Source organism: Paenibacillus sp. FSL H7-0442, from assembly GCF_038593105.1.
In the GTDB taxonomy this organism is placed as follows: domain Bacteria; phylum Bacillota; class Bacilli; order Paenibacillales; family Paenibacillaceae; genus Paenibacillus; species Paenibacillus polymyxa_D.
This window is the reverse complement of record NZ_CP151963.1, coordinates 15001-41315: the sequence shown is the minus strand read 5'-3', so window position 1 is coordinate 41315 and position 26315 is coordinate 15001. Positions and strand designations below refer to the sequence as shown.

Sequence of the window (26315 nt, the reverse complement as noted above, 5' to 3'; positions counted from 1 at the left end):
TCTTCCATTTAAGCCCGTCTACCTACGTCTAAACTTACTTGTTGAATTCAGCCATCGTCCGTTCAAACGGATGACTCAAGCTGTATTCTAAGGCGTTGCACGTGTCCTCGATCATTCCGGCCAACAATTCTTTTTCCTTCTTTGGAAAGGTACCTAGAACATAATCGACAATAGCATGTCCAGGCTCCGGGCGGGAAATGCCCATGCGAATCCGATTGAAGGACTGCGTGCCGGTATGTTGAATGATCGATTTAATGCCGTTATGGCCGCCTGCGCTACCTTGATAACGCAATCTTATTTTACCGACTTCTGTATCCAGGTCATCGTACACGACAACCAGATCTTCCATATCGGCCTTATAATAGTCCATATAAGCACGTAGAGACTCGCCTGATAGATTCATATAGGTCATTGGCTTAATCAGTACAGTTTTCACGCCACCAATGTGGCCCTCTCCAATCAACGCCTTGCATTTGCTTTGGTTAATCTGGATGTTATGACGCGAGGCAAGAGCATCCAATGCCATAAATCCGACATTATGTCTCGTTTTCTCGTATTGGGGACCGGGGTTACCCAATCCTACAATCCACTTCATAACCTTGACACCCTCTTTCACAGTCTGGATTTTTTGGTAAAATAGTTGTATTGAGGATTTTGCAAAAATCTAATAAGCGACTTTCAATGAACAATATATAGATCGAAATGGTCTAGTTCGTCTATATATTGCACTTTGGAGCGACTGGAATCGAATTTTGCAAAATCCTGTTATGAATAGGAAGGTGCGTGCCGGTATGCTCAATCAAGGTGATATCCTCTTATATGACAGCCATTTTCTATATCATTTAAAACATTCCGTTCCTGTCCAGGTTTATGACGGGAATGTACATATCCAGATTGGCATCGTTGCGCGTTTTAATGAGCATTTCGTCGAAATAGAGGACACACTATACAATCGTCAACGTTTCACATTCATATCTCGCCCAGGCTTTTAGCCTGACATGCTGATAGGGGTTACCTTTTCCACATGGAAAAGGCAACCCCTTTTTAATGAGCCAGCGCTTATTCGATTTCAAACAGTTTGCTGATCGACAATTCTTCATGCACACGGATGATAGCTTCTCCCATTAATGGAGCCACAGACAATACCTTCAGCTTGCTTGTCGGATTCGGGTGAACGATCGGGATCGTATCCGTCACAACCACCTCTTTTAATGGCGAATTCTCCAGTCTTTCCATCGCAGGACCAGACAATACGGCATGTGTACAACACGCATACACATCTTTTACGCCGCCTTCTTTAAGCGCATTTGCACCTAATACAATCGTTCCGGCTGTATCAATGATATCATCAATTAAAATAGCCGTTTTACCCTCAATGTTCCCGATGATGTTCATCACTTCACTGACATTTGGCTCTGGACGACGCTTATCAATAATAGCGAGCGGCGCACTCAGGAAGTCCGCCAGCTTGCGCGCACGAACAACCCCGCCATGATCGGGTGAAACGACAATCGGGTTCTCAATTTGCTTGGAACGGAAATATTGGGCCAGAATTGGTGCTCCCAGCATATGATCCACTGGAATATCAAAGAATCCCTGAATCTGCATCGCATGCAAATCCATACTGATTACGCGGTGAGCCCCCGCCTTTTCAATCAAGTTAGCGACAAGTTTCGCTGTAATCGGATCGCGTGAACGAGCTTTACGATCCTGACGAGCGTAACCGTAATATGGCATAACGACATTGATACTTTTGGCGGAAGCGCGTTTAAGTGCATCAATCATAACCAATAACTCCATCAAGTTGTCGTTAACCGGCAGACAAGTTGACTGCACAATATACACATGGCAGCCGCGTACGCTTTCCGACAGCTTAACCTGGATTTCACCGTCACTAAACGATGTGGTATGGGATTCCCCCATTGGGATGCCGATGTAGTCCGCAATCTGGTGGGCTAACTTCGGATTGGAGTTACAAGTAAATATTTTGAGTTTGGAATCGCAATAAGTCATTAATAGAAACCCTCCGTGCTGGTTCATTCATTACAGATTCAACAGCTTGCTGATTAAGGTCATTCCGATCTTTTCTTCTTCGCTTTGGCACGTGCGCGGATTTTGTCCGCATATCCGACTTTGTTCTCTTGACGTGGTCTGGCAATGGCCAGATCGTTATCAGGGACAGCATGTGTTACAGTGGAGCCTGCTACAACATAAGCACCTTTTCCAATCTTAATCGGGGCGATCAGATTCACGTTGCTACCAATAAAGGCATCGTCTTCAATTTCTGTAATGGATTTATTATATCCATCATAATTGACCGTTATTGCCCCGCAGCCAATATTTACATTTGTACCCACCTTGGCATCACCGACATAGCTCAAATGAGACACCTTGGAATGATCTCCAATGGTCGCATTTTTCACCTCAACAAAGTCACCAATTTTCACATGTTCGCCAAGCTTCGCGCCTGGACGCAGATAAGCAAACGGCCCCACAGATGTACTGCTTCCCACTTCCGCTTCGTTCAACACCGAATGTTTTACCGTTGCGCCTGAATGGATAATCGTATTCTGAATCTCAGCCTGCGGACCAATCACACAATCTTCTCCGATTTGTGTTTGACCATGCAGCCATGTGTTCGGGTACAGTACCGTATCGGAACCAATAACAACCTCGCTCCCGATATAGGTAGAAGACGGATCAATGACAGTGACACCATTTAGCATATGCTTGCGAACGATGCGCTCACGCATATAGCCCTCAGCTACCGACAAAGCGACTCTGTCGTTAACACCGATGGATTCAGACACATCATCTGTCAAATACGCCTCAACCTGTTCACCTTCACCATGCAAAATACCAATGACATCTGTCAGATAATATTCCTGCTGTGCATTGGTGTTCGTTACCTTGTCCAGCGCTGCAAACAGCTTGGCATTGTCAAAGCAGTACGTTCCCGTATTGATCTCCCGGACAGCATCTTCCTCAGGTGAACAATCTTTCTGTTCCACGATCTTGAGCACGGCCCCGGAAGCATCACGGATAACTCGTCCATATCCTTTCGGGTCGTCCAACTCAGCGGTCAAAATCGTCGCAGCTGCCCCACGGCTCTCGTGCAATTGCACCAAGCCTTCCAGCGTCTCCGCTGTGATCAAAGGAGTATCCCCACAAATGACAATGGTTGTACCTTTTTCCTGACCGAGCAAGTCCTTGGCTTGCTTAACAGCATGGCCCGTTCCCAACTGCTCTGCCTGAAGCGCATATTCTGCCGTCGGTCCCAAATAAGACTGTACCGCCTCTGCTCCATGACCCACGACGACTACACTTCGGGACACACCGATTTCACGAACCGTGTCGAGCACATGCCCAACCATCGGTTTTCCGCACACCGGATGCAGAACTTTATATAATTTGGATTTCATACGTTTTCCCTGCCCTGCGGCAAGAATGACTGCCAACCTTTCCAACAAGTCCAACCTCCTATCCTGAAAATAACAGTTACCCCTTGGCTAAAACGTTAATTCCCAGATCAGATTTTGCTTAACTTTTCACAATCCTCCTGAAAAATAACGGCGAACCTTTGGTTAATGGCTATTTTTTCAGGCCAGCTTGTGCTGGACATTCATCCCCGGGACGCATCGCTGCCTAGTCCCTGTCTTATGAAAAAGCCGCTTCGGCAGCCCGGATGGCTCCAAGTTGCCTTAAAACTGACTGTTAACTCACTAAAGAATATATCTCATTCCAGACAAAAAGAAAAGAGAGCCACAGTTAGTGGCTCTCTTTTTCTTTTGTTCCCCAATCCTGCTTTAGGCGAATTAAGCGCCTTCTTCAATAGCAACTTCTTCATCCACAGCCGCACGTTCGTACTCAGTCAATACAGCAGCTTGGATCTTCTCACGGGTTCCTGAAGATATCGGGTGAGCGATATCGCGAAACTCTCCGTCTGGAGTTCGTTTGCTTGGCATAGCTACGAACATCCCGTTATTACCGTCGATAACTCGGATGTCATGAACAACGAACTCGTTATCAATCGTAATGGATGCAATCGCCTTCATTCTTCCTTCTGAGTTCACTCGGCGGAGTCTAACATCCGTAATCTGCATGTGTGTTTCACCACCTTTTTCCAAATAGGACTTGGTGTATACATTCCACACAGCAGTTCGAAATCCTTCTTTTTTTCGGCAATTCGTATCCTAAATTCAGGTAATTTTTTTGAAAAGATTTCTTTTCGACATATTTAGGTATTTTATGATGGATTGTGACAATTTACAGCCCTGTTCACTCATCAAAATAATTGCCCAGCTTGACCGTAATTTGCTTGCTTCGAGAATCGACTGCGGTCAGATTCGCCAGTGAAATATAATCGTGCAGCAGGCGCTCTTCGTTCTCCACCTCGCCCGATTCTACCAGCACACCTACACCGGCCACCTCAGCATTAAACTCAGCCAGCAAGTCGACCATCCCCTGAATCGTGCCACCGGCCTTCATAAAATCATCTACGATAAGCACACGCGATTTCTCACGCATCGCACGTCTGGATAATGACATCGTATGCAGGCTCTTTTGTGATCCTGAAACATAATTAATGCTTACAGCCGAGCCTTCTGTTACCTGATGATCACGCCGTACGAGAACGACTGGCAAATTCAGCTGTGCTCCGGTTGCATAGGCAAGTGGAATACCCTTGGTCTCCACCGTCATAACCACATCAATCTGACGATTGGCAAAGGCGGTCGCGAATATTTTACCAGCTTCGTTCATCATCGCAGGTTGGCCCAGCAAATCGGACAAATACAGGTACCCTCCCGGTAATATGCGGTCAGGCTGCTCCAGTTGCGCACACAGGTCGTTCGCAAACGCAAGCGCATGCTGCTTGGAAAGCCTCGGGATCAGTTTCACGCCCCCTGCCGCTCCCGCCAGCGTCAGAAGCTCGCCAGTACCTTCATCCTCAAATACTTCCTTGATGATGGCCAGATCCTCGCTTATGGACGACTTAGCTGCCCCGTAGCGATCCGCAAAATGAGTAAGAGGCACCAGCGTATGCGGCCGTGACAATAAAAATTGCGTCATTTCCACCAATCGTGAGCTTCTTTTAAGTTTTTTCACAACAATTCCTCGCGATCTATTCTCCTGCCGCCCGCTTCGTACAGTAAAGCACCGGCGGACTGGCCGGTTGCTGGCGGAATGTAAGTGATATAGTGAAATCCGAATATTTAATAGTAAATATATCATCTTCGTACGTATTTGTACAACAATTGCCACTATAATAAGAAAGAAATATCTAAAATCAGGTCAAAAGTCGTACTGCGTACACATCTTTACAAAACCCTCTTAGTCCATTGTAAATCCGTGGCACTTTGGCTTCCTTCGATACTAGTCCGAACACCGTAGGTCCACTACCTGACATCAGCACACCGTCTGCTCCTAAGCGGATCATGGAGTTTTTAAGATGCTCTACCTCTGGATACAGCTTTAGTGTTACATCCTCCAGTACATTCCCCAGTGCGTTGCATACATCGGTAAAAGAAGCGTTACGGATCGCATGCTCCATCTGGCGTGCAGACGGGTGGTGCGTAATCTGATCCGCTTTGACACGACCGTACACTTCAGCCGTCGATACATTAATCGGCGGCTTCGCAAGGATCACCCAGCATTGTGGCGGATTCGGAAGTGGCTTGAGCAGTTCTCCGCGTCCACTCGCTAAAGCTGTACCCCCTGTAATACAGAAAGGTACATCTGAGCCCAGCTCCGCACCCAGCACCCTTAATTCGGCATCCGAGATACCAAGCTTCCATAGCTTGTTCAGTCCACGCAGCGCTGCGGCAGCATCACTACTTCCACCCGCCAACCCTGCTGCCACCGGGATATGCTTATCCAGATGGATGTGGACGCCCGTAGACACGTTATAACGTTCTTTGATCAGACGCGCAGCCTGAAAAGCCAAATTCTTTTCATCCAATGGTATGTACCCGGCTTGACTTGAAATAATAATGGTATCACGCGGTAACTCAGACATCGTCAATCGGTCAGACAGATCGACCATGGTCATAATCATTTCGACCTCGTGATAACCATCGTCCCGTTTACGTAGAACATCAAGCATTAAATTGATTTTCGCCGGTGCTTTTTCATATATTTTCAAGGCGTTCACCCACCTTCAACTTTTCCCTCAAGACAGCTTAACATATTATATCAGACTCAGCGTGTCAAGTCATGAGGTTCAAAAAAGCGGAGATGACCCGGTCTAATCCCGGATATCCCCGCTTTTCATCAGCACCACCGATGGCTACGATTTGCGAGAAGCAGCCTGCTCAGCAAGCTGGATGGCCCGCTTGACCATATTGCCCGCATCCTTGGCTTTAATGCCTCCCCAGCCTTCTTCCTTGACCGTGTCGTAAAATCCAAGATCTTTGGCCAGCTCGTACTTTAGCTCCTCCGACATGACACTCCGTCTTCTTCGGCTCATACATACGCCTCCTTCGGCAATGGAATAAGGAAGATCATTCCCGGCTTAGTATGTGCAGAGATGTCATGCTTCATCCTGCTCTGTATATACAAAACGGCCCCGTCATTTGAAATGACGAAGCCGTCGTTAAACCTGCAAAGCTGGTATAAATCACGAAATGAATTAAGGTGTTTCAAAATATTCGACTACACTTGTATGGGAGTCGGGATCATATACGCTGACTTCCACCGACTCGGTAAGGATGTCAGCATAGCTGTAGGAGACACGTTTAAACGTCTGTTGCTCCTGATCCAGCTTGACGATAAAAACAGAAGGGTACGTTTCTTCCAAGACACCAGTTCGTTCGACGGTCTTACGGCGTCCGCCGTTAGCCCGCAGCAAAATTTTTTGCCCTACATGTGCGTCGAGACTGCGTTTGATTTCCAACAGCGTATTTTTAGCCATTGCCTAACGACCACCTCTTTCCTTGTCCATTATAACGAATTTTAGAGGGATTGTCAAATCGAGCTAAATATTATAACAACACGAAAAATAAGTTGTCAATTTAATTTTTTGCGAACAGGAATAATTTATATAAAAAATGACAAAAAGCCTCTGAAAGCAGAGGCTTTTTGTTCAAGTCAATCCTATTGGCACATTTGAATCCTAGATTGCAGAAGGCGTTACTTTAAGCGTTGACAAATTTTCAAGCTTCGGCAGGCCGATGCGATAGCTTCCTCTGGTTTCAATTCCACCCACTCCGCGACTGCCGCTGATTGTCTGGTGAAACAGGTCCCCCATATTCACCGTATCACGGATCGAAGTAAAAGCCGCCTTGGCAGCCACGTAAACGGGGTCCAGCGCGTGAATCAGGATACGCCCTGGTGAGCTGGCGAAGTTCGCTCCCGCACGCAGCAGCGCCTCAAAATGGGACTGGCACGCCCCCGCTACAATGGTCAGCGAATCCAGATGACGTTCATATTGTCTTGCTACCTGAATTGCCGCCACAAAATTTTGCGAATTTTTATAACTTTTCAAGCTGTACAAATCGTAAGGCTGTGGCTGCTTTAGCACGCCATCATGTCCGGTAATCACTACAATATCCGGACGGATACGGGGAAGCAGCCGGTACAACGTATCCGCCATTGCCGATTCATGAACGTGATGTCCCTCTGCAGGAACACGGAGCTGTTCATATAAACTGAGACATTTTTTCAAATAGCCGGGATCTCCATCCAGATGAAGAACCTTTCCCGGCATTTCAAAATACGTTGACTCGACTGGATCACTCCAGTCCCCAACCAGAGCTGCCTGACTACGAGCAGCTTGCTGCTGGCGTGCCCGTTGCAACAGATTAAGAGACTCACCAGCCTTAATGTGAGCCTGCTGAGTCTTACCGCTAATCTGGTCTGCAGGCACTCTGACCAGATCGTTCACCGGGGAATCGGCCAGCAACCGAAATTCTATTCCCTTAATGATCGCTTTATCCCGCTGGATGTCCTCAACGCGAAACGTGACATCTCCGCCGTACGATTTCCGAACGACCAAGTCTCCTAAACTCATCACACTGTATCACCCCTCGTATATCGTATGGGTGAATGCACAGTTTGGTTCCAGCTTAGGATATACCTGCTTCCACCAGAACAGCACTGAGACGCGCAAATTCCTCAATACTTAGCGTTTCTCCTCGACGGGAGGGTTCAATACCAGCTTGTTGCAACAGCGGCTCCAGCGTGTCCCTGTTCTCTTTGGTGAAGAATCGGCTTTTTAAGTTATTGGAAATCGTTTTACGACGCTGGGCAAAAGCAGCATGAACCACTTCAAAGAAGTGCTTCTCATCCACCACTTCCACCGGAGGGGCTTCCCGTACACGCAACCGAATGACTGCAGACTCCACATTTGGCTGGGGAATAAATACTGTATTCGGTACAATACAGACCAATTCAGGTTCGCTGTAATATTGTACTGCAATGCTCAGGCTACCGTAATCCTTCGTTCCAGGAGACGCAGCCATACGCTCAGCCACTTCTTTTTGGATCATAACGACGATATTCTCCAAAGGAAGCTTGTCCTCCAGTAGCCTCATCAGAATCGGTGTAGTAACGTAATACGGCAGATTAGCCACGACACTTACTTTACTCACGTCTGCAAAATCAGCTGCAAACACCTCGCGTAAATCCAGCTTCAGCACGTCTCCATGACGTACCTTCACATGCTCATAAGGGGCCAACACTTCTTCGAGAATTGGCAGTAGCCGCTGGTCAATCTCAACAGCGGTAACTACCTTGGCCGATTGCGCCAGCTTCTCGGTCAAAGCGCCAATCCCAGGACCAATCTCAAGTGCGCCCTTCGTCTCATCCAATCCGGCAGCATTCACAATCTTATTGAGAATATTTTGATCAATCAGGAAATTTTGTCCCAAACTCTTTTTGAACGAAAAACCGTGCCGTTGAATAATTTCCTTTGTACGCCGCGGTGTTGCTATATCTTGAATTCCTGTCATACGGATATCACAATCCTTCACTTTCAATTTGTGCCAGCGCTCCGGCAAATTCCTCGCGGCTGATCTGAAATACAGAGAGCCGTTTATGTAGCTGCTTTCCGTTACAATAACCAATACCCAGCACATTCCCTAAGGCCATACGGCGTGCAGCAGCATTGGGGTGGGTGATAAGTCCAGCATCAATCAGGTCCGCCCACTCAATCAGCGGGTCGGCGCCTTCTACTGTCGTATGAACCCGTGCGAGAGCGTGTCTGATCGCTTCCGGTGAGGCATTCTCCACACCAATATCTCCTTTGCGCGTCGCTTCTGCCTCGGGTATAAAGGCCTGCTTGCAGCCGGGTACCTTGGAAGCGATAATCTTACGGATGCGCTCCCCTGCATGATCGGGATCGGTTAAAATGATGACCCCCCGCCGCTCCTGCGCCAATGCAATTTTACGCAGCGTCATTTTATTAATGGCTGAGCCGCCAGTTTCTATCGTATCCGCTTCAACAGCGCGGCGAATGGCCACCGTATCATCCCGGCCCTCTACCACGATCACTTCCTTGATCATTTGCATTTCCCTCCACTGCTACACAGCAAGCTATATTTATCTTTCCCTGCTTTTGAAAACAAAATAAGAAGAGGATATCCTCTTCTTAGCATGGCATAACTATGTTGTTAATACTATCGCATTGCCCTCAACATACACAACCTGTTTTAGTTGATTTCAGGCTTTACCGGTCCGATAACATATACGGTTTTACCGTGCTTACGACCAAATTGGTTGGCTCGGCTCAAACTCTCATAATACACATCGATTTTGTGGCCTTTAATCGCGCCACCGGTATCCTCCGCACGGCGGAAGCCCACCCCTTCGATATACACCCACCAGCCGATTGGAATTATACTCGGATCGACAGCGATGGTACGACCTTCCGTCACGCGCGTGCCGGATGCAGTACGTGTACCGATACCTGGCTCCTGTGAGGAATACGCCGTCATGGAGACATTTTGTAAAACTTTGCTATATTTAAAATTGACGCCTGCTTTACGGACAGCACTGCCCGAACTAACCGTTGTTGTCTTAACCGCATCATTGGGACCGACGGAAGCAGCAAGAACGACCGGCTTTTTCTTCGTTCCTACCGCAATAACCTTATCCACACGGTTCTGTGCAACTTCCTTGTTAACCAGCTGTTTGGATACCAACTTTCCATCATGATATACCTTTTGAACGTGCTGGACTACCACACCCGATTTGCCGCTTTGAATGACCCGATTATCGCCTTTATAAAGACTTGGATCGGCCGTTTTGATGACCTGATAAGGCACCTGTTTTTTCTGTTCGACCTGCTGTTTCTTCACACGGACGATTTTTATGTCCATGTTAGACGAAACAGAGGCATCCAACGCAGGATAAACTTTATCCGTTGACGATAATTTATAGCCCGAGGTACGAATGGCACCTTCTACTGTATTTTCTGTTGTGTACAGCTTTTTCGTCTCATTGCCTGAAGATACTTTAACTTGATTGGCACGTTTAATGACTACGCGGTCCCCATCCTGTACTGCTCCATTTAGCGGCATAGAAATTGTATCATGCGGCTGAAGTGAAATGGAATGCTCGCTCAGCAAATCTTGAAGCTTGGATTCCCGGGTTTCTACCGCAGATGCCTTGCCATCAATGACAAAAAAGACTTGTTTTTTAGATTGCGTGTACATCAGAATTGAAATCATAATCGTTAGCGCGATTAGAAAAATAGCAACCAAAGCAGCCTGGCGCACATTCTCTTGCTTCCAACGCAATACGTAAGACATGCTGGATGAGCGTGACTCATGGGTCTCCTCTTTTTGGAAAATGCCCATTTCCTCCGTCCTCCTTACATAGCCCGCCGTCTGGAGTAAGACATAGTTGAGATTTGACGTGACTATAACAGATTTTCTACAAGACAAGCCCAAACTGCGACTGTCCTGCACCATGTACCCGTCTTCGCGGCATGCTGTCCTCCCCTGTTTAACCACAGTATGATGACAGATTTTCTTTTATTCACAACAAAAAAAGCCAAAGAAAGAGACTAGAGAGCTCTTTCGTGGCTTCCGGCATGTGTGAATATGCGGGAAAACTCATGCACGAGATGGCTTCTCTCTTGTTACGCTTACGGGGTTAGCTGTCGGGTTCGGACGTAGAGAGTCGCCCTAGCTTGGGTCAACCGCTCATGGCGGTCGCCTTCACATTCACCCCGAAGACCCAGAAAGAAATCGAAATACGGCTCCTCTACCTGTTCAATCCCATCTGGGAAAAGAATTTAGGTCGAGCCGGCTGGCGGAAGAGACGTTCCCTTCTTGCACATAAGCCGGACGTACTGTAAGCCATATCGGTTCCCCCGTTCCCTGTAAAAGGGACTCAGCGAGACTGGTTCATGAAATGACTTGTTGATGTTTACATTCAAACAACAATTCACTGAAAAGATGATATCCTGTTTCCATGCATGTTGTAAAGCAGGTTTCAAGTACATTTTTCAAAATATTCGGTTAAAATATTGTAATATTCTCGAGTTTCCTGCAACAAATTCATGATTAGCTTCGTCTATCTCTTTATTTTGATCGATTTCTTCGCTTTTTTATTGAATGTCAAATCGTTCCAAGGCATTTTGGGTCGTTATTGACACTAATTCCTCCACTGTAATCCCCTTGATTTGGGCTGCAGCCTCTGCTACCAGTCTCACATGCGCAGACTCATTTCGCTTCCCGCGAAACGGATGCGGCGTCAGGTAGGGCGCGTCCGTTTCAATGAGCAGACGGTCCAGTGGCACCTGTGCGAGCACCTCTTTTGGCTGCTTGGCATTTTTAAACGTTATTGGACCACCGAAGGAAAGGTGAAATCCCATATCCAGCACCATTTGGGCTGTCTCCCAGCTCCCAGAAAAGGAGTGCATGACTCCGCCAATCTCACTCGCTTTTTCCTCACGCAAAATCCTAACAATATCTTCATGGGCATCCCGGTTATGAATAACAATGGGCATTTTGAGCTCACGAGCCAGACCAATTTGATTTCGAAACACCCGATGCTGAATATCCTTCGGTGATGTATCCCAATAATAATCCAGACCGATCTCTCCGATGGCTACGACCTTCTTATGACTACATAACGATGCAATCCATTCTAAATCGCCCTCTTGCATTGTAATCGCATCCTGTGGGTGCCATCCAACTGCCGCATAAATAAAATCATACGTCTCGGCCAATTTCATGGTGGATGGAATGGTCTCACGATTAAATCCGATATTGATCATCCGCGTTACTCCTGATTCGACAGCACGTGCTATAACTTCTTCACGATCTTCGTCAAATTGTGGCGCATCCAAGTGAGTATGAGTGTCGAATAAATCCAAGGTTTACATCTCCTTTTTTTACTTACATTTCTATATAGTTGTCTATTCTTTGACAAAATAATTCCTTATTTCGGCAGGAAGCCTGTCTTTTACCGCGTTCAATTTATTCTGGGGAAAATACATATGATATTTTCCTCGGTGGATACCACTTATGGAGCGCACAATTTCCGAAACTTCGGAAATTTCACTCACCTCGCCCTGACGTCCAAGCAGTAAAATCTGGTTGTCCGTCGAGCCACCCTGCCGAAACACATCATAAGGAAGATCCGTCGGAAAATCAATTTCAAAATCATATTCAGGGTGCAAACCAGCCTCTTCCAAAGCTTTCCGAATACTGTCAATGGTATCTGTATCCATATTTTCAATCTCTACATATTTATACAATCTACGGTCCATAAAGCGGCTGCTCAAATCACTTAAAATTTCGTCTTTTTCTCGTTTCCACTGGCTAAATACGGTCTGAATTAATGACTCATCGAGCATTAGATATTGCTCTACTGTAAGCTCTCCTTTCAACAGATCCGGCAGCGGGTCCAGCAGAAAACTAAACTCATATCCGTTTTTAAACAATTCCTTTGCTCGCTTGAAAATTTTACGTAAAAGGATCTCCGAGCTGCGTGTTACAGGATGAAAATAAATTTGCCAATACATCTGATAGCGTGACATTAAATAATCCTCTACTGCATGCATGCCTGATTCCTTCACAACAATTCTCCCATTATGAGGACGCAACAGTCGTAAAATACGATCCAAATCAATCGTGCCGTAGTTGACACCTGTCGAATGAGCATCCCGCAACAAATAATCCATACGATCGGCATCTAGCGGACTGGTCACCAAGTTAACAACAATCGGCTTATCATACGTTTTGGCTATAACTGCAGCCACCTTTTGTGGAAGCTTCTCGTCGACTTGCCGTAGCACGGCGTTGATCTTCGTGTCTCCCAGTACAATGCGGCATGTCCAATCCTCATGGTTCATATGAAAGGCTTCCTCAATTGAATGTGAAAATGGGCCATGCCCCACATCATGCAATAGAGCTGCACACAGAGCAACCAACCTTTCCTCTTTCGGCCAATCTGGGAAATCTCCACGTTCAAATTGAGAAATAATACTTCTCGTAATCTCATATACGCCCAATGAATGTGAAAAACGGCTATGCTCCGCTCCATGAAACGTAAGATACGATGTGCCTAACTGCCGTATGCGGCGTAAACGTTGGAACTCCGGCGTGTTGATCAACCGCCATATCACAGTATCCTGAACATGAATGTAATTATGTACCGGGTCTTTAAATACTTTTTCTTCACTGAGTGGCTGGTGCAAGATATCAGCTCCTTTAATATTCGGAATAATGGATTAAAATACAATAAAATCCTAAAGCATTTCCCTCATTCGACATTCTTTGTCGTAATATGTCGAATTATAGTTTTTCGACATTTCCAAATCGACAAATTGAATAAATCATCAATAAGATAAGGCAATGCACATGAGTAAAGCTCTTTAATCTAAATACTTTTGCATAATCAGACTGTTACTACATTTTTTAGGTTGACTGTTTTGGGAATCGTTGGTATAGTAAATATCAGAAAAGAGAAAATTTTGTCGAATCATGACACTTATATTATTTTAAACGGCGAGAGGAGCCTGATTTATTATGATGAAATCCACTGGTATTGTAAGAAAAGTCGACGAGCTCGGACGTGTTGTTATTCCAATCGAATTGCGCCGTACCCTGGGAATCGGGGAAAAAGACGCGTTGGAAATTTATGTTGATGGCGAACGCATCATGCTTAAAAAATACGAGCCTGCTTGTATCTTCTGCGGTAATGCTGAGAACGTAATTTACTTCAAAGGGAAAATTGTTTGCCAAGATTGCATTTCTGAAATCCCAACACCTGTGACAAACTGAGAATTTTAGTATATAATAGACTTATCAGATATTGTTAATTCTAACCTTTTTCATATACACTCCTTGTTGCCTTCCACGGTTTGAACCCAACCGTTGGAAGGCCCTTTTTTGTTTAGGCAGATATTCATAAGAGTGCGTTGTAAACATCTCTCTTGGAGATTGCACGATCTGTGGCTGTACGCTTCATTGCGTCCTTGCGTGTAAGTCCCTCTTGCTCGTAATGTGCGACGTGGGACTCCAAAGATAAGGACTGCCACCATGCCTGACGTTCCTGTTCTTCTTCCTCTTCGTCTTTTCCTTCAACCACTAGACAATACTCACCAATCGGTGGATTTTCCTCTAGTTTAGCAAGGCATTGCTCCACGGTTCCTCGTACCCATTCCTCATGCAGCTTGGTCAGCTCACGCGCAAGCACCACTTTGCGTGAACCTAATGTTTCCTTCAACACCATCAATGTCTTCACAATACGATGAGGCGATTCATAAAAAATAATTGTGCCGTGAGATACCTGAAACGATAGCAACAGCTTCTCCAGGTCCTTTTTCTCCCGTGGTGGAAAACCAGCGAAGGTGAACCTTTCTGTATCCAGTCCTGAGGCAATTAAAGCAGATAGTGCCGCATTCGCTCCTGGGATGGGGATGACGCTAATTCCCGCTTCCAGTGCCAGCTTGACCAGATCCGAACCAGGGTCAGAAATGGCCGGTAGACCTGCATCGCTAACCAGCGCCAAGTTTTTCCCTTCTATTATGTAACGTATCAGTTCAGGCCCACTGGCAACCTTATTATGTTCATGATAACTAAAGAGCATATCCGGTGTGATTTCGAAATGAGTGAGCAGTTTACGTGTCTGCCGCGTATCTTCGGCAGCGATAATACTACACGACTTTAAGGTGTTAATTGCCCTAAAGGTCATATCTTCCAGATTCCCAATGGGTGTTGCAACAAGATACAACTTTCCCCGTTCTTCTTCGCTGTTACTAAAGCTTTTTTGTACAGCTGCTTTCACACAGAATCCCCCTTGCTTACTTCTCCATAGATATCTCTTATCTCCTGAGTATAATTCCCACTTTCCTGATATACAATGAGCGGAGGCAACAAACGAACCTCGGGTTTACCGTCACGTAATGCTTCAACCAGTACCATATTGGCTTCCATATGAACTCGTGGGTGAACAAAACGTATTCTTTTGGGTTCCAAACTATGTTTACGCATCAAGGTTATAATCTCGCCCAGCCGCTGCGGGCGATGAACCATGGATACTTTTCCCCCATTACGGACAAGCCGGGTGGATGCCTGAATGACTTCTTCCAGTGTGCAGTTCACTTCATGACGGGCAATTGCCTGGTGAGGATTCAGCTTGATATCGCTACCATTTAGCGGCATATAGGGGGGATTCACGGTAATCGCATCATAAACACCATGTCCCGTGATGTGAACCAGCTCACGCAGGTCCCCTTCCCGAATCTGAATTGCTGCTTCTAATCCATTCAAGCTGACACTGCGTCTAGCCATATCTGCCAAGCGTGGTTGAATCTCAATTCCTTCAATAGACGCTTTTGTTCGTGTCGTTAGCAGCAGGGGGACAACCCCATTGCCTGTACACAGATCCAGAATCTTTCCACGCTGCGGAATACCAGCAAAACGTGCCAGCAAGACCGCATCCATCGAGAAGCTGAATACTTCATCACTCTGGATAATGCGCAAATTATGTGAAAGCAGATCATCAATTCGTTCAGACTTCTTTTCTTTTTCCTCCATAGTGCTCTCCCATCTTTTATAACCAAAGTCGCTTTTCACTCATACTTCCCTACAAAAAAAGCCGTAGGCATCTTGCTCCTACGGCTTGTTTTTATTTATTCAAAAATGACAGACAGAAGAGGCAATCGCCTTCCGTTCGCAAATGTCCGTAATACACGTTGCATATATGAAATCCTTCATGATACAGCCTTGCTAGATTGTCGTAGCCTTCGCCCACGACCTCACCCGTTTGCCCTTCATCCTTAATGACGATCGGAGGAGGAAGCTTCGGCTTGTTTGCCGTCTTTTCTTCTCCAGAGGTTTCACGTTTGAGCATCTTGCGCACCTGTTCGTTTTCAATCGTTAGTCGTTGATTTTCCTCCAGCAGCTCTTTAACTGCCAGTTTCAATTCACCCAGATCGCTATGCAACTGTCCCATTTGGGTTTCCATTTCGTGAATACGCGCAAAAACATTTAATTTATCCAAGTTTCCACCCCGAAGCAACCTAATGGTTTACTTGACGACTACATCGTCCATTGGAAGTTCCTTGACCTTACTGATCTCAAACAGTTGAACATGCACCGTGCGATGACCTGCATTCACACCTACGACTTTACCTTCCCCCAAAGAGGTGATAACCATCTTACCCACCTGAGGTAGCTCTTCTCGCATACTTTCGTAGTTATCATGTTCAAACTTGAGACAGCACATCAATCTCCCGCACAACCCGGAAATCTTCGTCGGATTCAGCGACAAACTCTGATCCTTCGCCATCTTAATAGATACCGGCTCAAAATCCCCCAGCCATGAGGAGCAACACAGAATACGTCCACAAGGTCCAATTCCGCCAAGCATTTTAGCCTCATCCCGTACGCCGATCTGCCGCAGCTCGATCCGTGTACGAAAAATACTGGCCAAGTCCTTTACAAGCTCTCGAAAATCTACTCGACCCTCTGCCGTAAAATAAAAAATGATCTTATTGCGGTCAAATGTAAATTCTACATCTACCAATTTCATTTTAAGGCCATGGTCTTTAATTTTATTTAAACACGTGCCGAATGCATCCTTGGCCGCTAATTTATTCTCTTCTACCACAAGAGCGTCATCATCCCCAGCAATACGAATGACTTTTTTTAAGGGCAGGACAACATCCGAATCATTTACCTCTTTTTTGCCCACTACAACCTTGCCATATTCAATACCGCGCGCGGTCTCTACAATGACACAGTTTTCTTTCTCCACTGGAAGATCCAGCGGATCAAAATAATAAGTCTTGCCCGCCTTCTTGAAACGGACACCCACTACACTATACAAAAATTAACCCCCTTGTATGCCACTAAACCTCATTTGAAGCCGACATTGTACGAATGGCCGCAATTGAAGTCTCACTGTCGCACAAACCGGGAACCTGGCGTCGCGGATTGTGCAGAGTGGAACAAGCGCGCCTTCCTGTTAGCCGGTGATAGAACCGCTTGTATCGGACAACCCAATCAGAAGCTGCTCCACGCATAACTGCCCGTTGACGTGAAAACGGAGCTTCTTCCTGCAATTCGCGGCCAAATCCATATAAGAGACCCATTGTTCCGTGCTGCGGGTGATTGCCAATTTGGAGACGGACTCCAAATGATCTATGAAAACAATGCTTTCGTGCCTTCCGTAACGGAAATGAAGCATATCCTTAAACCACAAATGAAACAGATGAAACAGAATATCCAGGTGTTCAGAAAGTCCAGTTTTAAAAATCTTCTGTTGAGCCAGAATAATAGACGAGCTCCCCCGACTCATGGACTCCTTCACTAATTGTAACACTACGTTTCTAATTTCTGCAAACCAATTCTGCTGGAGAATTTCTCTACATGATTCCAGTCCTGAAGCAATATGAACGACCGACCGGACAAGCCCTGCCGTATAGCCTTCCCCAATTAATGCCTGCATCATCACCTCCGGCTGTAAAGCGTGGAAAGGAACCTGCTGCGTCCGTGATTGAATCGTAGGCAGCAACGCCTGTCCATTTTCAGAAATGAGTATACCGACCACTGGAATTTGGGGCTCCTCCAGAAATTTAAGTAAGCTATTAGCAGCTTGCACTGTCATGGTATCCGCCTGTCGGATGATATATACCTTCGGATTGGAGCTTTCAGATTTGTAAGAAAATATACGTTGAAGCCCGCGAATCTGATCAATTTTAATCGTAGCTCCATCCGGCTCTACAATATGCAAATCTGGATGATTCCCGTGCTCTACCTTGCGGCATGACAAACACTCCCCACATGCATCGTCCGTCTGTCGCTCACAAAATAAAGCCTTAGCAAAGATCTGCGCCATGTTCATCTGCCCGCTTCCCGGCGGCCCGCTAAAAACATAGGCATGGTTGACCGTATGATTCCGTAGTGCACTTTGCAGCATTTTTTTGGCTACATCCTGGCCCATTATATGTTGAAAAGACATATTTCCTCACTTTCTCCACTGAAAACAACTGTGATCCATCGGCAAATCGTTGTTCTTCCAGGCATGTACATAGTCAAAAATAATCTGCCAGCATGATCAGCAAGCAGATTATTTCTTCGTGGCAATAGCCCGTCTGTATTCATTTATAACATAAGTCTGCATTAAAATGAGAGATTAATTAGCAATCCTCTGATCTCACCGACCCCTTGCAAAAGCTCAATCTTGCCTTGCTCGGTTTCGAGCAGTTCATCTGCCATTTTGAGCAACAGCTCATCCACTTCATCAATCAGCTTATAACGTTTGCTGCGTCCCCGGCGATCCCAGCCCTTCGTGTCCTTCATGGACACGCCTCGCCGAACGGTATCTTCCAAAAACCGTTTAACCAGCATCTTATAGGCCTTCAGCTCACGAATCGTCATTGAACGTGCAAGACGATCTCCCTGCATTTGTATTTCCTTAAAGCGCCGATTCAATTCCTCCTGCGAAGCTTGCTCACCATTTTGCTGCATAACGTCGGAGAAGCTCTTGGGCTGAATTGGCTTTGCACTCATTTCATTTGTAGACAATGTACTTTGTAAAGGGCGATAGCCCGGATTTATTTTCATATAAACCTGCTTTCTCCCCGGATGCTTCCACTTTCCCCCTTCATGAACAGTTCAACCTAGAACTCAGGGTTTCTTCGGCTTTCCGGGGACTGCGCTGTAGCGCTGCCGTTTTAGTAGATCTGCCCTCATTCCCATCATGCAGGAAGATACAGGCGATTCCCCTATCATATCGGCAGAATAGGCCCTATTGTGTAGATTCAGAAATGCTCGAAACGGTCTACAGGCATCACGAATACCGTCGCTCCACCCACCTGCACTTCAACAGGCAACGGTAAATAGGAGTCCGTCGTCCCGCTCATAGGGGTAACGGGTGTGACCAGCTGTTCACGAACCTTGCAACTGCTGCGAATGACGTTCATTAATGAGTCCACCTGATTGTCATCAACACCGATCATAAATGTCGTATTACCTGCACGCAGAAATCCTCCTGTGCTCGCCAATTTGGTAGCACGGAAATTAGCTTTCACCAGTCCGCTGGATAATCTATTACTGTCCTTATCCTGTACAATCGCAATAATCAGCTTCATCCTGTATTCCTCCTTCAAGTCATATTAGAGACAACCTTGTCCCTAGCTCAATTTTACCGTATATCCTTCGACAATTATATGCTAAAATTCTGAGCAAACCGTGTTTTCAGCAAATCCTTCAATACTTGCTCCACCTGCTCTGGCGCCGGAGATGCATCAACAATTGTAATTCGCTCCGGAAATTTGCGAGCCAACTCCAAATATGCCTCTCGCACCTTATGGTGAAACGATATACTCTCCATGTCGAGGCGGTCCATTTCTGCTCCTCGTGACGCACTAATTCTTGCCAATCCCAGTTCGGGCTCAATATCCAGATAAAATGTGACATCCGGCTCCCAATCATCTACCGCAAAGCGATTAATTGAAGCTACCTCTTCAATTCCGATTCCTCTTGCAAATCCTTGATAGACTAAGCTACTATCCACAAAACGATCACATAATACGATAGCTCCCTGTTCAATAGCCGGCTTTACCTTCTCCACCAAATGCTGACGCCGTGCCGCCGCGTATAAAAGTGCCTCTGTTCGAGCATCCATACTGGTATGAGCAGGGTCCAAAATGATAGAACGAATCTTTTCGGAAATTTCGATGCCACCCGGCTCCCTTGTCGTGATGACTGGATAGCCTTCTTCCTCCATAAACTTCGCCAGCCGTTGAATCATAGTTGTTTTACCGGAGCCGTCTCCCCCCTCCAGTGTAATAAAAATGCCTTTGCGATTCATGTTATTCCCTGCTTTCCTGTCTGAAAAATAAAAGTCACCCACAGGCTACGTATGCTTCTTTTATTCAGTCTTCTGTATTTGTTAAGTCTCTAGTATCTAATCTTTATTGTAAACGGAATACCCGAATTGTAAGCATACTTTCATCTGCTACCCCGTGCCATTTGGCTCCCAGCTTACGTAGACGACCCATCCGCAGTGCAATCGCTTCTGTGATCGTTTCTCCTGCATATAGCAGTGGAATACCTGGAGGATACGGGATAATCATTTCGGCCGCTACCCTGCCAGCGCATTCCTCTACAGGCACCGTCTCCATCTGATCGGGGCTAATCGGTCGAAGCCCAAACGGCACCGGAAAAGAGTACCCCTTCATTCTATCATTGTTCCACGTGGAAAAATCTAATTCGAGTCTTTGCTGCTCTTTTTCCGTTGGCCCCGGCTCACCAGCCGTCTCCTTAAATCTTATATCATTATTTATATGCACAAGAGCCTGCAACAGGTGACTCGCATCCTTAGCCGTAGAGCCTAACGTAAACAATAAAACAACATGTTTTTCGTCGCTCATCTCTGGAACACATCCGTAAGTCTCCAATTCGTGCTTGAGTTCAAATCCATCCAGTATACCCCATGTATCATACAGCACCAATTTAAAGGGATCCTGGGTTGAATATCTGCTTATTCCCTCCTCAGCCCTTTCTAGGACCTCAGAGGTTCCCCTGTGAGCGTATTCCCCCTCTAGTGCCTGCTGTGTAGATTCTAACAAGCGAAAGCGCGGGAGCTGCTCCAGGCCCTTTCTAAAAGCATCTACTGCCGCTAAGCCCATGGTAAAGGCATCTGCTCCATACGCCTCTATATACCATCTTGCCAAATCCAATGAAGCCATTAACGGATAAGAAGGGCTAGAGCTTTGCACCATCGCCAGTCGCTGACGAAGTAGTTCCCGATGAATTCTCTTTCCCTGCACATGTAACATGGCCCCCATGGTCATGGCTGGGAGCATTTTATGTGTCGATTGGACGACTACATCAGCCCCGCAGGATAGCGCAGAGGCTGGCAAACGAGGATGCAGCCCATAATGGGCACCGTGGGCCTCATCTACCAATAGCGGCACATGGGCTGCATGACAGACCTTAGCCGTTGCCGTTAGGTCATGTCCCATCCCATAGTAATTAGGTAGTGTAAGTAACACCCCTTTTGCCGAAGGATATGTCTTCAGTGCAGCCTTTATTGTATCCGTCGTTGGGGCAACCGCCAATCCGCTCAGTGTATCTATTTCCGGATCCAGGAATACCGCATTAGCCCCTGACAGCATGAGACCGTTCAGGACAGATTTGTGTACATTTCTCTGTACCAGCAGTAGATCTCCCGGCTCCGTACATACAGTTAAAATCATAGCCAAATTACCGACCGTGCTTCCTCCAATTAGCCAAAAGCTCTCTTCAGCACCAAAACACTTTGCAGCCAGCTCTTGCCCTTCACGAATCACATCTTCTGGGTGATGCAAATCATCCAGTCCAGTAATTTCTGTCGCATCAATAGACATCACTTCTTGCAACAGAGATGCAATATTTTCATGCTCATATACTTGTCCATTTTTATGACCGGGCACATGGAAAGAAGCATTGCCCTGAGTCCGGTAACGTATTAGGGCTTCCATTAATGGTGCGTGTACCGCCTTTTTCCCCATCATTCTGCAATCCTTCCAAACAAAGCTTTATATCTACCTTATTTTATCGTAAAATCAAGCGGAATCCTACTTTTACTCACAGAAAAAAAGGCCCGTATCGACAGACCTTGAATGCCAATCCTTCAAAGACTAATTAGCAAAGGATATTATGCATTTTTCTGTACCCAGATTTGCTTTAGTTGATCAATAAAAAAATGATATTTGGCATCAGTTGCATCCGTGTGTACCATTTCAGCTTCACACGTATCACAGATAAACTCGGAAACGATAAAAATGCCTTCATGCTTGTGCTGTCCGCATATAATACAGCGGTGGCCGCCTTGATCATGCATATCCATCCCACCTTGTTTCTTTTACTATTAGTATGGGGCACTTTCTACTATTTTAAACCTTTTCATAGCTCAGTTTGACGATATACTCTATATATATTCCTCCTGGGCCATTATGGTGTTTGTACCCCGTATGTTTAAAAAACAGCCGTCTATGCCGATATAATAAGAAAAAGCTCTTATGTATGGATACCCTTTCATCGGAGCCTTGAACACTTCATCAGTGATAGCTTTTCCAGTAATTATAGAGTAGGCTAGCTAACACTGGATGTCGATCATTCTGTATTTCTACAAAAACGATTAAATGCTTATTTAAAGCGGCATGAGCGAAGTACCGTCCCTTTTTCCGGCTGTGGACGGGAAGCCACTTGTGATGCAGTAGATTAATGAAAGGACTGTTCGCATGACAGAGGAAACCGGAACCAAAGCTACCTACTATCACTACAAGCTCATTAAAAAAATCAGTATACCGCGTCAACTAGTATGGAGTCATATTTCACTGCCTATTATTATGCTTCTCTTTCTGCTTCTTGCCTTTTCCTGGACTAGCGTGTTTTTGTTTGCTCTTGCCTTTTTCCTTACCTTATGGGTACACTTCGTAATCTCACGATCTGTCCTATACATCGGTGGCGGAGCATCCTTCCGCAAACGCTGGGCATTCCACCGTAAGTTACCATGGCTAGGCTATATGACAGACCAGTACATAGGCTATAGCATCTTTCGTCGTGTGCACATACATACCCTCTGGATCGGTATCTGCTTATCAGGCGTATTCATTCTCTGGTCTCCACCAGCCTTTACGGTATCCTTACTCTTCTGGCATCTATGGCTTATTGCACCGCGTCTATACATCCTCAGTCGGCTTACGGGCGAGAGAAAAGACGGCATGTTGAAGTTTACCGATGAAGATGCCTCATATTATCAACAGTAAATCTAACCACTCATATCCGTACAGATAAAAAATCCGGATCTGAACTACCTACAACGATCTAGACTGAAGCAAAAAGGAGCAACCTCAATCGGTTACTCCTTTTTTTGCGACTTAACAACCATAATCGCTTTATTCTCTTATCAAGTAAACTTTTCCTCACCTTTATCCTCGTTAAATGTAGAGCAATTATTCAACATGCAAATATATAAAAGGAAGCTACTCCCTACTCAACGGCAGTTCTGAGTGCTTCCCCACATCCAATCTCATCATTCATCATTATACACAGCATACGATACGCTATGAGTTTACTATAAATATGATCTACATTAAGTCCTATGCTGCTTACCGGTTGAAAACCGTACTCCTAATTAAGATCCACGCTTTTGCTCTTCACAACAGCCTTTCTGTCTTTTGGAACCAATACAGTAAAAGAACCATCATGCACAGACAAATGCACCATGTGTTTATTTTTCTGAAACACCTTCTGATTGGAGGTGGATAGATTCGGTTCCTCAGTCCAGCCCCAAGCTGCAATCTCCTCTAGATAAGGAGCAGGTAGACTATCACTTTCCTTCAACGCTGGCAGTGCATAGCGAACATAGTCCATGTCCGAATTACTGCTGGCCCGATCGGTTTTACTAGCTTCCTTGGGAACCGGAAACGTCTTCTCGTTGGCAGCACCCTCAAACGATGTCCAAGAAGGCTCCTCTTCCACGCACCCGGTAAGAATCGCGACAGCGACACTGAATAGCACCAATAGAGCAAGCCATTTATTTCGCCGCATGATCTTCCCTCCTTACCAGCCTGATTGATTATACAAAAATCCTATGATGGAGTTTGCATAATTCTGCAACAATGCAGCGTGTGTGTATGGGATCCAATACCTATATTATACAGGGTTTACTCTTACATTCCGTAACAAAAATGTTACCTTCCTTTTGTAAGGATATTTCTAAAATATACATATATGCAAAAGAGGATCATGATCTCATTGAGATCATGATCCTCTTTACCTGTTGCTTGGCGACGTCCTACTCTCCCAGGACCCTGCGGTCCAAGTACCATCGGCGCTGGAGGGCTTAACGGTCGTGTTCGGGATGGGTACGTGTGGAACCCCTCCGCTATCGCCACCAAACATGAATTTGCTATGCAAATTCTTCCGTAAGGTTATTCGGTTCACCACATATCGTGTGAATGAATAGCCATGCGCTTGTCGTATGTCACTTATACATACCTTCAAGGTTACACCCTGAAAACTGGATCCGAAACTCATTTGCGTCTTATCTTAGGATAAGCCCTCGACCGATTAGTATTGGTCAGCTCCATGCATTACTGCACTTCCACCCCCAACCTATCTACCTCGTCGTCTTCAAGGGGTCTTACTAATTGGGAAATCTCATCTTGAGGGGGGCTTCACGCTTAGATGCTTTCAGCGCTTATCCCTTCCGTACATAGCTACCCAGCGGTGCTCCTGGCGGAACAACTGGTACACCAGCGGTACGTCCATCCCGGTCCTCTCGTACTAAGGACAGCTCCTCTCAAATTTCCTACGCCCACGACAGATAGGGACCGAACTGTCTCACGACGTTCTGAACCCAGCTCGCGTACCGCTTTAATGGGCGAACAGCCCAACCCTTGGGACCTACTTCAGCCCCAGGATGCGATGAGCCGACATCGAGGTGCCAAACCTCCCCGTCGATGTGGACTCTTGGGGGAGATAAGCCTGTTATCCCCAGGGTAGCTTTTATCCGTTGAGCGATGGCCCTTCCATGCGGTACCACCGGATCACTAAGCCCGACTTTCGTCCCTGCTCGACTTGTAGGTCTCGCAGTCAAGCTCCCTTCTGCCTTTGCACTCTTCGAATGATTTCCAACCATTCTGAGGGAACCTTGGGGCGCCTCCGTTACTCTTTAGGAGGCGACCGCCCCAGTCAAACTGCCCACCTGACACTGTCCTCGCACCGGATTACGGTACCAAGTTAGAACCTAGATACGATCAGGGTGGTATCCCAAGGATGCCTCCTCTCAAGCTGGCGCTCAAGATTCTACGGCTCCCACCTATCCTGTACAGATCGTACCCAAATTCAATATCAAGCTGCAGTAAAGCTCCATGGGGTCTTTCCGTCTTGTCGCGGGTAACCTGCATCTTCACAGGTATTAAAATTTCACCGGATCTCTCGTTGAGACAGCGCCCAAGTCGTTACGCCATTCGTGCGGGTCAGAATTTACCTGACAAGGAATTTCGCTACCTTAGGACCGTTATAGTTACGGCCGCCGTTTACTGGGGCTTCGGTTCATAGCTTCGCCCCGAAGGGCTTACCACTCCCCTTAACCTTCCAGCACCGGGCAGGCGTCAGCCCGTATACTTCGCCTTGCGGCTTCGCACAGACCTGTGTTTTTGCTAAACAGTCGCTTGGGCCTTTTCACTGCGGCCCCCTCGGGCTATTCACCCTACCGAGGCACCCCTTCTCCCGAAGTTACGGGGTCATTTTGCCGAGTTCCTTAACGAGAGTTCTTCCGCGCGCCTTAGAATTCTCTTCTCGCCTACCTGTGTCGGTTTGCGGTACGGGCACCTTCTCCTGGCTAGAGGCTTTTCTTGGCAGTCTGAGATCATGACCTTCGCTACTATAATTTTCGCTCCCCATCACAGCCCAGCCTTAACGATGTGCGGATTTGCCTACACACCAGCCTCACTGCTTAGACGGACATCCATCAGTCCGCGTCACTACCCTACTGCGTCACCCCATCGCTCATAACGGATTACGGTGGTACAGGAATTTCGACCTGTTGTCCTTCGACTACGCCTATCGGCCTCGCCTTAGGTCCCGACTTACCCTGAGCGGACGAACCTTCCTCAGGAACCCTTAGGCTTTCGGCGGATCTGATTCTCACAGATCTTTTCGTTACTCATACCGGCATTCTCACTTGAATGCAGTCCAGCGCTCCTTACGGTACACCTTCAACCCGCATTCAACGCTCCCCTACCCCTGATGCATTGCATCAAGCCATAGCTTCGGTGGTGTGTTTAGCCCCGTTACATTTTCGGCGCAGAGTCACTCGACCAGTGAGCTATTACGCACTCTTTCAATGGTGGCTGC

The 26315-nt window shown here is 46.4% G+C and carries 28 protein-coding genes, 2 rRNA genes and 1 riboswitch (1 of these 31 running past the window's edge); of the genes, 3 read left to right on the top strand and 27 right to left on the bottom strand.

The genetic code is table 11. The annotated features are described in order from the left end of the window. Nucleotides 1–34 precede the first annotated feature (34 nt). Nucleotides 35–595, bottom strand: coding sequence for an aminoacyl-tRNA hydrolase (pth, locus tag MHH57_RS00200; protein ID WP_029519374.1), 561 nt, complete (start codon nucleotides 593–595; stop codon nucleotides 35–37). A 196-nt stretch (nucleotides 596–791) separates the two neighbouring features. Here pth and MHH57_RS00195 point away from each other — a divergent pair, with 196 nt between their 5' ends. Next, the gene (locus MHH57_RS00195) at nucleotides 792–992 is read left to right on the top strand and encodes a hypothetical protein (RefSeq protein WP_029519375.1); all 201 of its coding nucleotides are present in this window, start codon (nucleotides 792–794) and stop codon (nucleotides 990–992) included. Between the two features lie 67 nt (nucleotides 993–1059). On the opposite strand, the gene MHH57_RS00190 is transcribed toward MHH57_RS00195, so the two are convergent. From MHH57_RS00190 to MHH57_RS00130, 13 genes are all read right to left on the bottom strand, one after another. After that, nucleotides 1060–2013: a ribose-phosphate diphosphokinase gene (locus MHH57_RS00190; RefSeq protein ID WP_013308125.1), complete on the bottom strand. Its 954-nt coding sequence runs from the start codon at nucleotides 2011–2013 to the stop codon at nucleotides 1060–1062. A gap of 59 nt (nucleotides 2014–2072) precedes the next feature. Then, on the bottom strand, nucleotides 2073–3470 hold the full coding sequence (gene glmU / locus MHH57_RS00185) for a bifunctional UDP-N-acetylglucosamine diphosphorylase/glucosamine-1-phosphate N-acetyltransferase GlmU (protein WP_342434689.1): 1398 nt from the start codon (nucleotides 3468–3470) through the stop codon (nucleotides 2073–2075). 345 nt (nucleotides 3471–3815) lie between these two features. Then, complete coding sequence (gene spoVG / locus MHH57_RS00180) at nucleotides 3816–4103, bottom strand: septation regulator SpoVG (RefSeq protein WP_007428016.1); 288 nt, start codon at nucleotides 4101–4103, stop codon at nucleotides 3816–3818. A 175-nt stretch (nucleotides 4104–4278) separates the two neighbouring features. Continuing rightward, nucleotides 4279–5106 (bottom strand): pur operon repressor, encoded by an 828-nt coding sequence (gene purR / locus MHH57_RS00175; protein ID WP_029519376.1) that lies wholly within the window; start codon nucleotides 5104–5106, stop codon nucleotides 4279–4281. Between the two features lie 181 nt (nucleotides 5107–5287). Further along, complete coding sequence (gene ispE / locus MHH57_RS00170; RefSeq protein WP_029519377.1) at nucleotides 5288–6142, bottom strand: 4-(cytidine 5'-diphospho)-2-C-methyl-D-erythritol kinase; 855 nt, start codon at nucleotides 6140–6142, stop codon at nucleotides 5288–5290. A gap of 144 nt (nucleotides 6143–6286) precedes the next feature. Further along, entirely contained in the window at nucleotides 6287–6466 is a 180-nt protein-coding gene (locus tag MHH57_RS00165) for a small, acid-soluble spore protein, alpha/beta type (protein WP_007428013.1), read from the bottom strand. 162 nt (nucleotides 6467–6628) lie between these two features. Next, nucleotides 6629–6910 carry a Veg family protein gene (locus tag MHH57_RS00160; RefSeq protein WP_013308120.1) on the bottom strand — a complete coding sequence of 94 codons (282 nt, stop codon included), beginning with the start codon at nucleotides 6908–6910 and terminating at the stop codon, nucleotides 6629–6631. A 201-nt stretch (nucleotides 6911–7111) separates the two neighbouring features. Next, on the bottom strand, nucleotides 7112–8008 hold the full coding sequence (gene yabG / locus MHH57_RS00155) for a sporulation peptidase YabG (RefSeq protein ID WP_023986432.1): 897 nt from the start codon (nucleotides 8006–8008) through the stop codon (nucleotides 7112–7114). A gap of 55 nt (nucleotides 8009–8063) precedes the next feature. Further along, nucleotides 8064–8948 carry a 16S rRNA (adenine(1518)-N(6)/adenine(1519)-N(6))-dimethyltransferase RsmA gene (rsmA, locus tag MHH57_RS00150; RefSeq protein ID WP_209950312.1) on the bottom strand — a complete coding sequence of 295 codons (885 nt, stop codon included), beginning with the start codon at nucleotides 8946–8948 and terminating at the stop codon, nucleotides 8064–8066. A gap of 7 nt (nucleotides 8949–8955) precedes the next feature. Next, on the bottom strand, nucleotides 8956–9501 hold the full coding sequence (gene rnmV / locus MHH57_RS00145) for a ribonuclease M5 (RefSeq protein WP_013308117.1): 546 nt from the start codon (nucleotides 9499–9501) through the stop codon (nucleotides 8956–8958). Nucleotides 9502–9647: 146 nt separating this feature from the next. Continuing rightward, complete coding sequence (locus MHH57_RS00140; protein WP_029519383.1) at nucleotides 9648–10796, bottom strand: 3D domain-containing protein; 1149 nt, start codon at nucleotides 10794–10796, stop codon at nucleotides 9648–9650. A gap of 271 nt (nucleotides 10797–11067) precedes the next feature. Next, nucleotides 11068–11350, bottom strand: a riboswitch (cyclic di-AMP (ydaO/yuaA leader). A 201-nt stretch (nucleotides 11351–11551) separates the two neighbouring features. Continuing rightward, the gene (locus tag MHH57_RS00135) at nucleotides 11552–12322 is read right to left on the bottom strand and encodes a TatD family hydrolase (protein WP_341071449.1); all 771 of its coding nucleotides are present in this window, start codon (nucleotides 12320–12322) and stop codon (nucleotides 11552–11554) included. 42 nt (nucleotides 12323–12364) lie between these two features. Next, the gene (locus tag MHH57_RS00130) at nucleotides 12365–13648 is read right to left on the bottom strand and encodes an HD domain-containing protein (protein ID WP_341071448.1); all 1284 of its coding nucleotides are present in this window, start codon (nucleotides 13646–13648) and stop codon (nucleotides 12365–12367) included. 331 nt (nucleotides 13649–13979) lie between these two features. On the opposite strand from MHH57_RS00130, the gene MHH57_RS00125 reads away from it, so the two are divergent. Then, entirely contained in the window at nucleotides 13980–14234 is a 255-nt protein-coding gene (locus tag MHH57_RS00125) for an AbrB/MazE/SpoVT family DNA-binding domain-containing protein (RefSeq protein ID WP_007428005.1), read from the top strand. A gap of 124 nt (nucleotides 14235–14358) precedes the next feature. Here MHH57_RS00125 and rsmI read toward each other — a convergent pair whose 3' ends face one another. The 10 genes from rsmI to MHH57_RS00075 form a co-directional block, all read right to left on the bottom strand. Next, nucleotides 14359–15240, bottom strand: coding sequence for a 16S rRNA (cytidine(1402)-2'-O)-methyltransferase (rsmI, locus tag MHH57_RS00120; RefSeq protein ID WP_029519388.1), 882 nt, complete (start codon nucleotides 15238–15240; stop codon nucleotides 14359–14361). Beyond that, the gene (locus MHH57_RS00115) at nucleotides 15237–15992 is read right to left on the bottom strand and encodes a tRNA1(Val) (adenine(37)-N6)-methyltransferase (protein WP_341071447.1); all 756 of its coding nucleotides are present in this window, start codon (nucleotides 15990–15992) and stop codon (nucleotides 15237–15239) included. The genes rsmI and MHH57_RS00115 overlap by 4 nt, the downstream gene beginning before the upstream one ends. A 91-nt stretch (nucleotides 15993–16083) precedes the next feature. Continuing rightward, a complete protein-coding gene (gene yabA, locus MHH57_RS00110) occupies nucleotides 16084–16458 on the bottom strand; it encodes a DNA replication initiation control protein YabA (RefSeq protein ID WP_025722558.1) in 375 nt (124 codons plus the stop codon). Nucleotides 16459–16485: 27 nt separating this feature from the next. After that, nucleotides 16486–17286, bottom strand: coding sequence for a stage 0 sporulation family protein (locus tag MHH57_RS00105; protein ID WP_013308110.1), 801 nt, complete (start codon nucleotides 17284–17286; stop codon nucleotides 16486–16488). A gap of 138 nt (nucleotides 17287–17424) precedes the next feature. Further along, nucleotides 17425–18420: a DNA polymerase III subunit delta' gene (holB, locus tag MHH57_RS00100; protein ID WP_023986424.1), complete on the bottom strand. Its 996-nt coding sequence runs from the start codon at nucleotides 18418–18420 to the stop codon at nucleotides 17425–17427. Between the two features lie 161 nt (nucleotides 18421–18581). After that, nucleotides 18582–19025, bottom strand: coding sequence for a YaaR family protein (locus MHH57_RS00095; protein WP_013308108.1), 444 nt, complete (start codon nucleotides 19023–19025; stop codon nucleotides 18582–18584). A gap of 197 nt (nucleotides 19026–19222) precedes the next feature. After that, complete coding sequence (locus tag MHH57_RS00090; RefSeq protein ID WP_007427998.1) at nucleotides 19223–19552, bottom strand: cyclic-di-AMP receptor; 330 nt, start codon at nucleotides 19550–19552, stop codon at nucleotides 19223–19225. Nucleotides 19553–19626: 74 nt separating this feature from the next. After that, complete coding sequence (tmk, locus tag MHH57_RS00085) at nucleotides 19627–20274, bottom strand: dTMP kinase (RefSeq protein ID WP_029519390.1); 648 nt, start codon at nucleotides 20272–20274, stop codon at nucleotides 19627–19629. 103 nt (nucleotides 20275–20377) lie between these two features. Beyond that, complete coding sequence (locus MHH57_RS00080) at nucleotides 20378–21961, bottom strand: DegT/DnrJ/EryC1/StrS family aminotransferase (RefSeq protein WP_341071446.1); 1584 nt, start codon at nucleotides 21959–21961, stop codon at nucleotides 20378–20380. Nucleotides 21962–22104: 143 nt separating this feature from the next. Continuing rightward, nucleotides 22105–22290 (bottom strand): sigma factor G inhibitor Gin, encoded by a 186-nt coding sequence (locus MHH57_RS00075; RefSeq protein ID WP_023986422.1) that lies wholly within the window; start codon nucleotides 22288–22290, stop codon nucleotides 22105–22107. 400 nt (nucleotides 22291–22690) lie between these two features. Here MHH57_RS00075 and MHH57_RS00070 point away from each other — a divergent pair, with 400 nt between their 5' ends. Then, nucleotides 22691–23218, top strand: a complete 528-nt coding sequence (locus MHH57_RS00070) for a hypothetical protein (protein ID WP_029519392.1) — start codon at nucleotides 22691–22693, stop codon at nucleotides 23216–23218. Between the two features lie 364 nt (nucleotides 23219–23582). On the opposite strand, the gene MHH57_RS00065 is transcribed toward MHH57_RS00070, so the two are convergent. The 3 genes from MHH57_RS00065 to MHH57_RS00055 all read right to left on the bottom strand — a co-directional run. Continuing rightward, nucleotides 23583–24002 carry a hypothetical protein gene (locus MHH57_RS00065; protein WP_013308104.1) on the bottom strand — a complete coding sequence of 140 codons (420 nt, stop codon included), beginning with the start codon at nucleotides 24000–24002 and terminating at the stop codon, nucleotides 23583–23585. Nucleotides 24003–24236: 234 nt separating this feature from the next. Beyond that, nucleotides 24237–24353: ribosomal RNA gene (rrf, locus tag MHH57_RS00060) — 5S ribosomal RNA — on the bottom strand. 151 nt (nucleotides 24354–24504) lie between these two features. After that, nucleotides 24505–26315: ribosomal RNA gene (locus MHH57_RS00055) — 23S ribosomal RNA — on the bottom strand; it runs 1139 nt beyond the window's last position.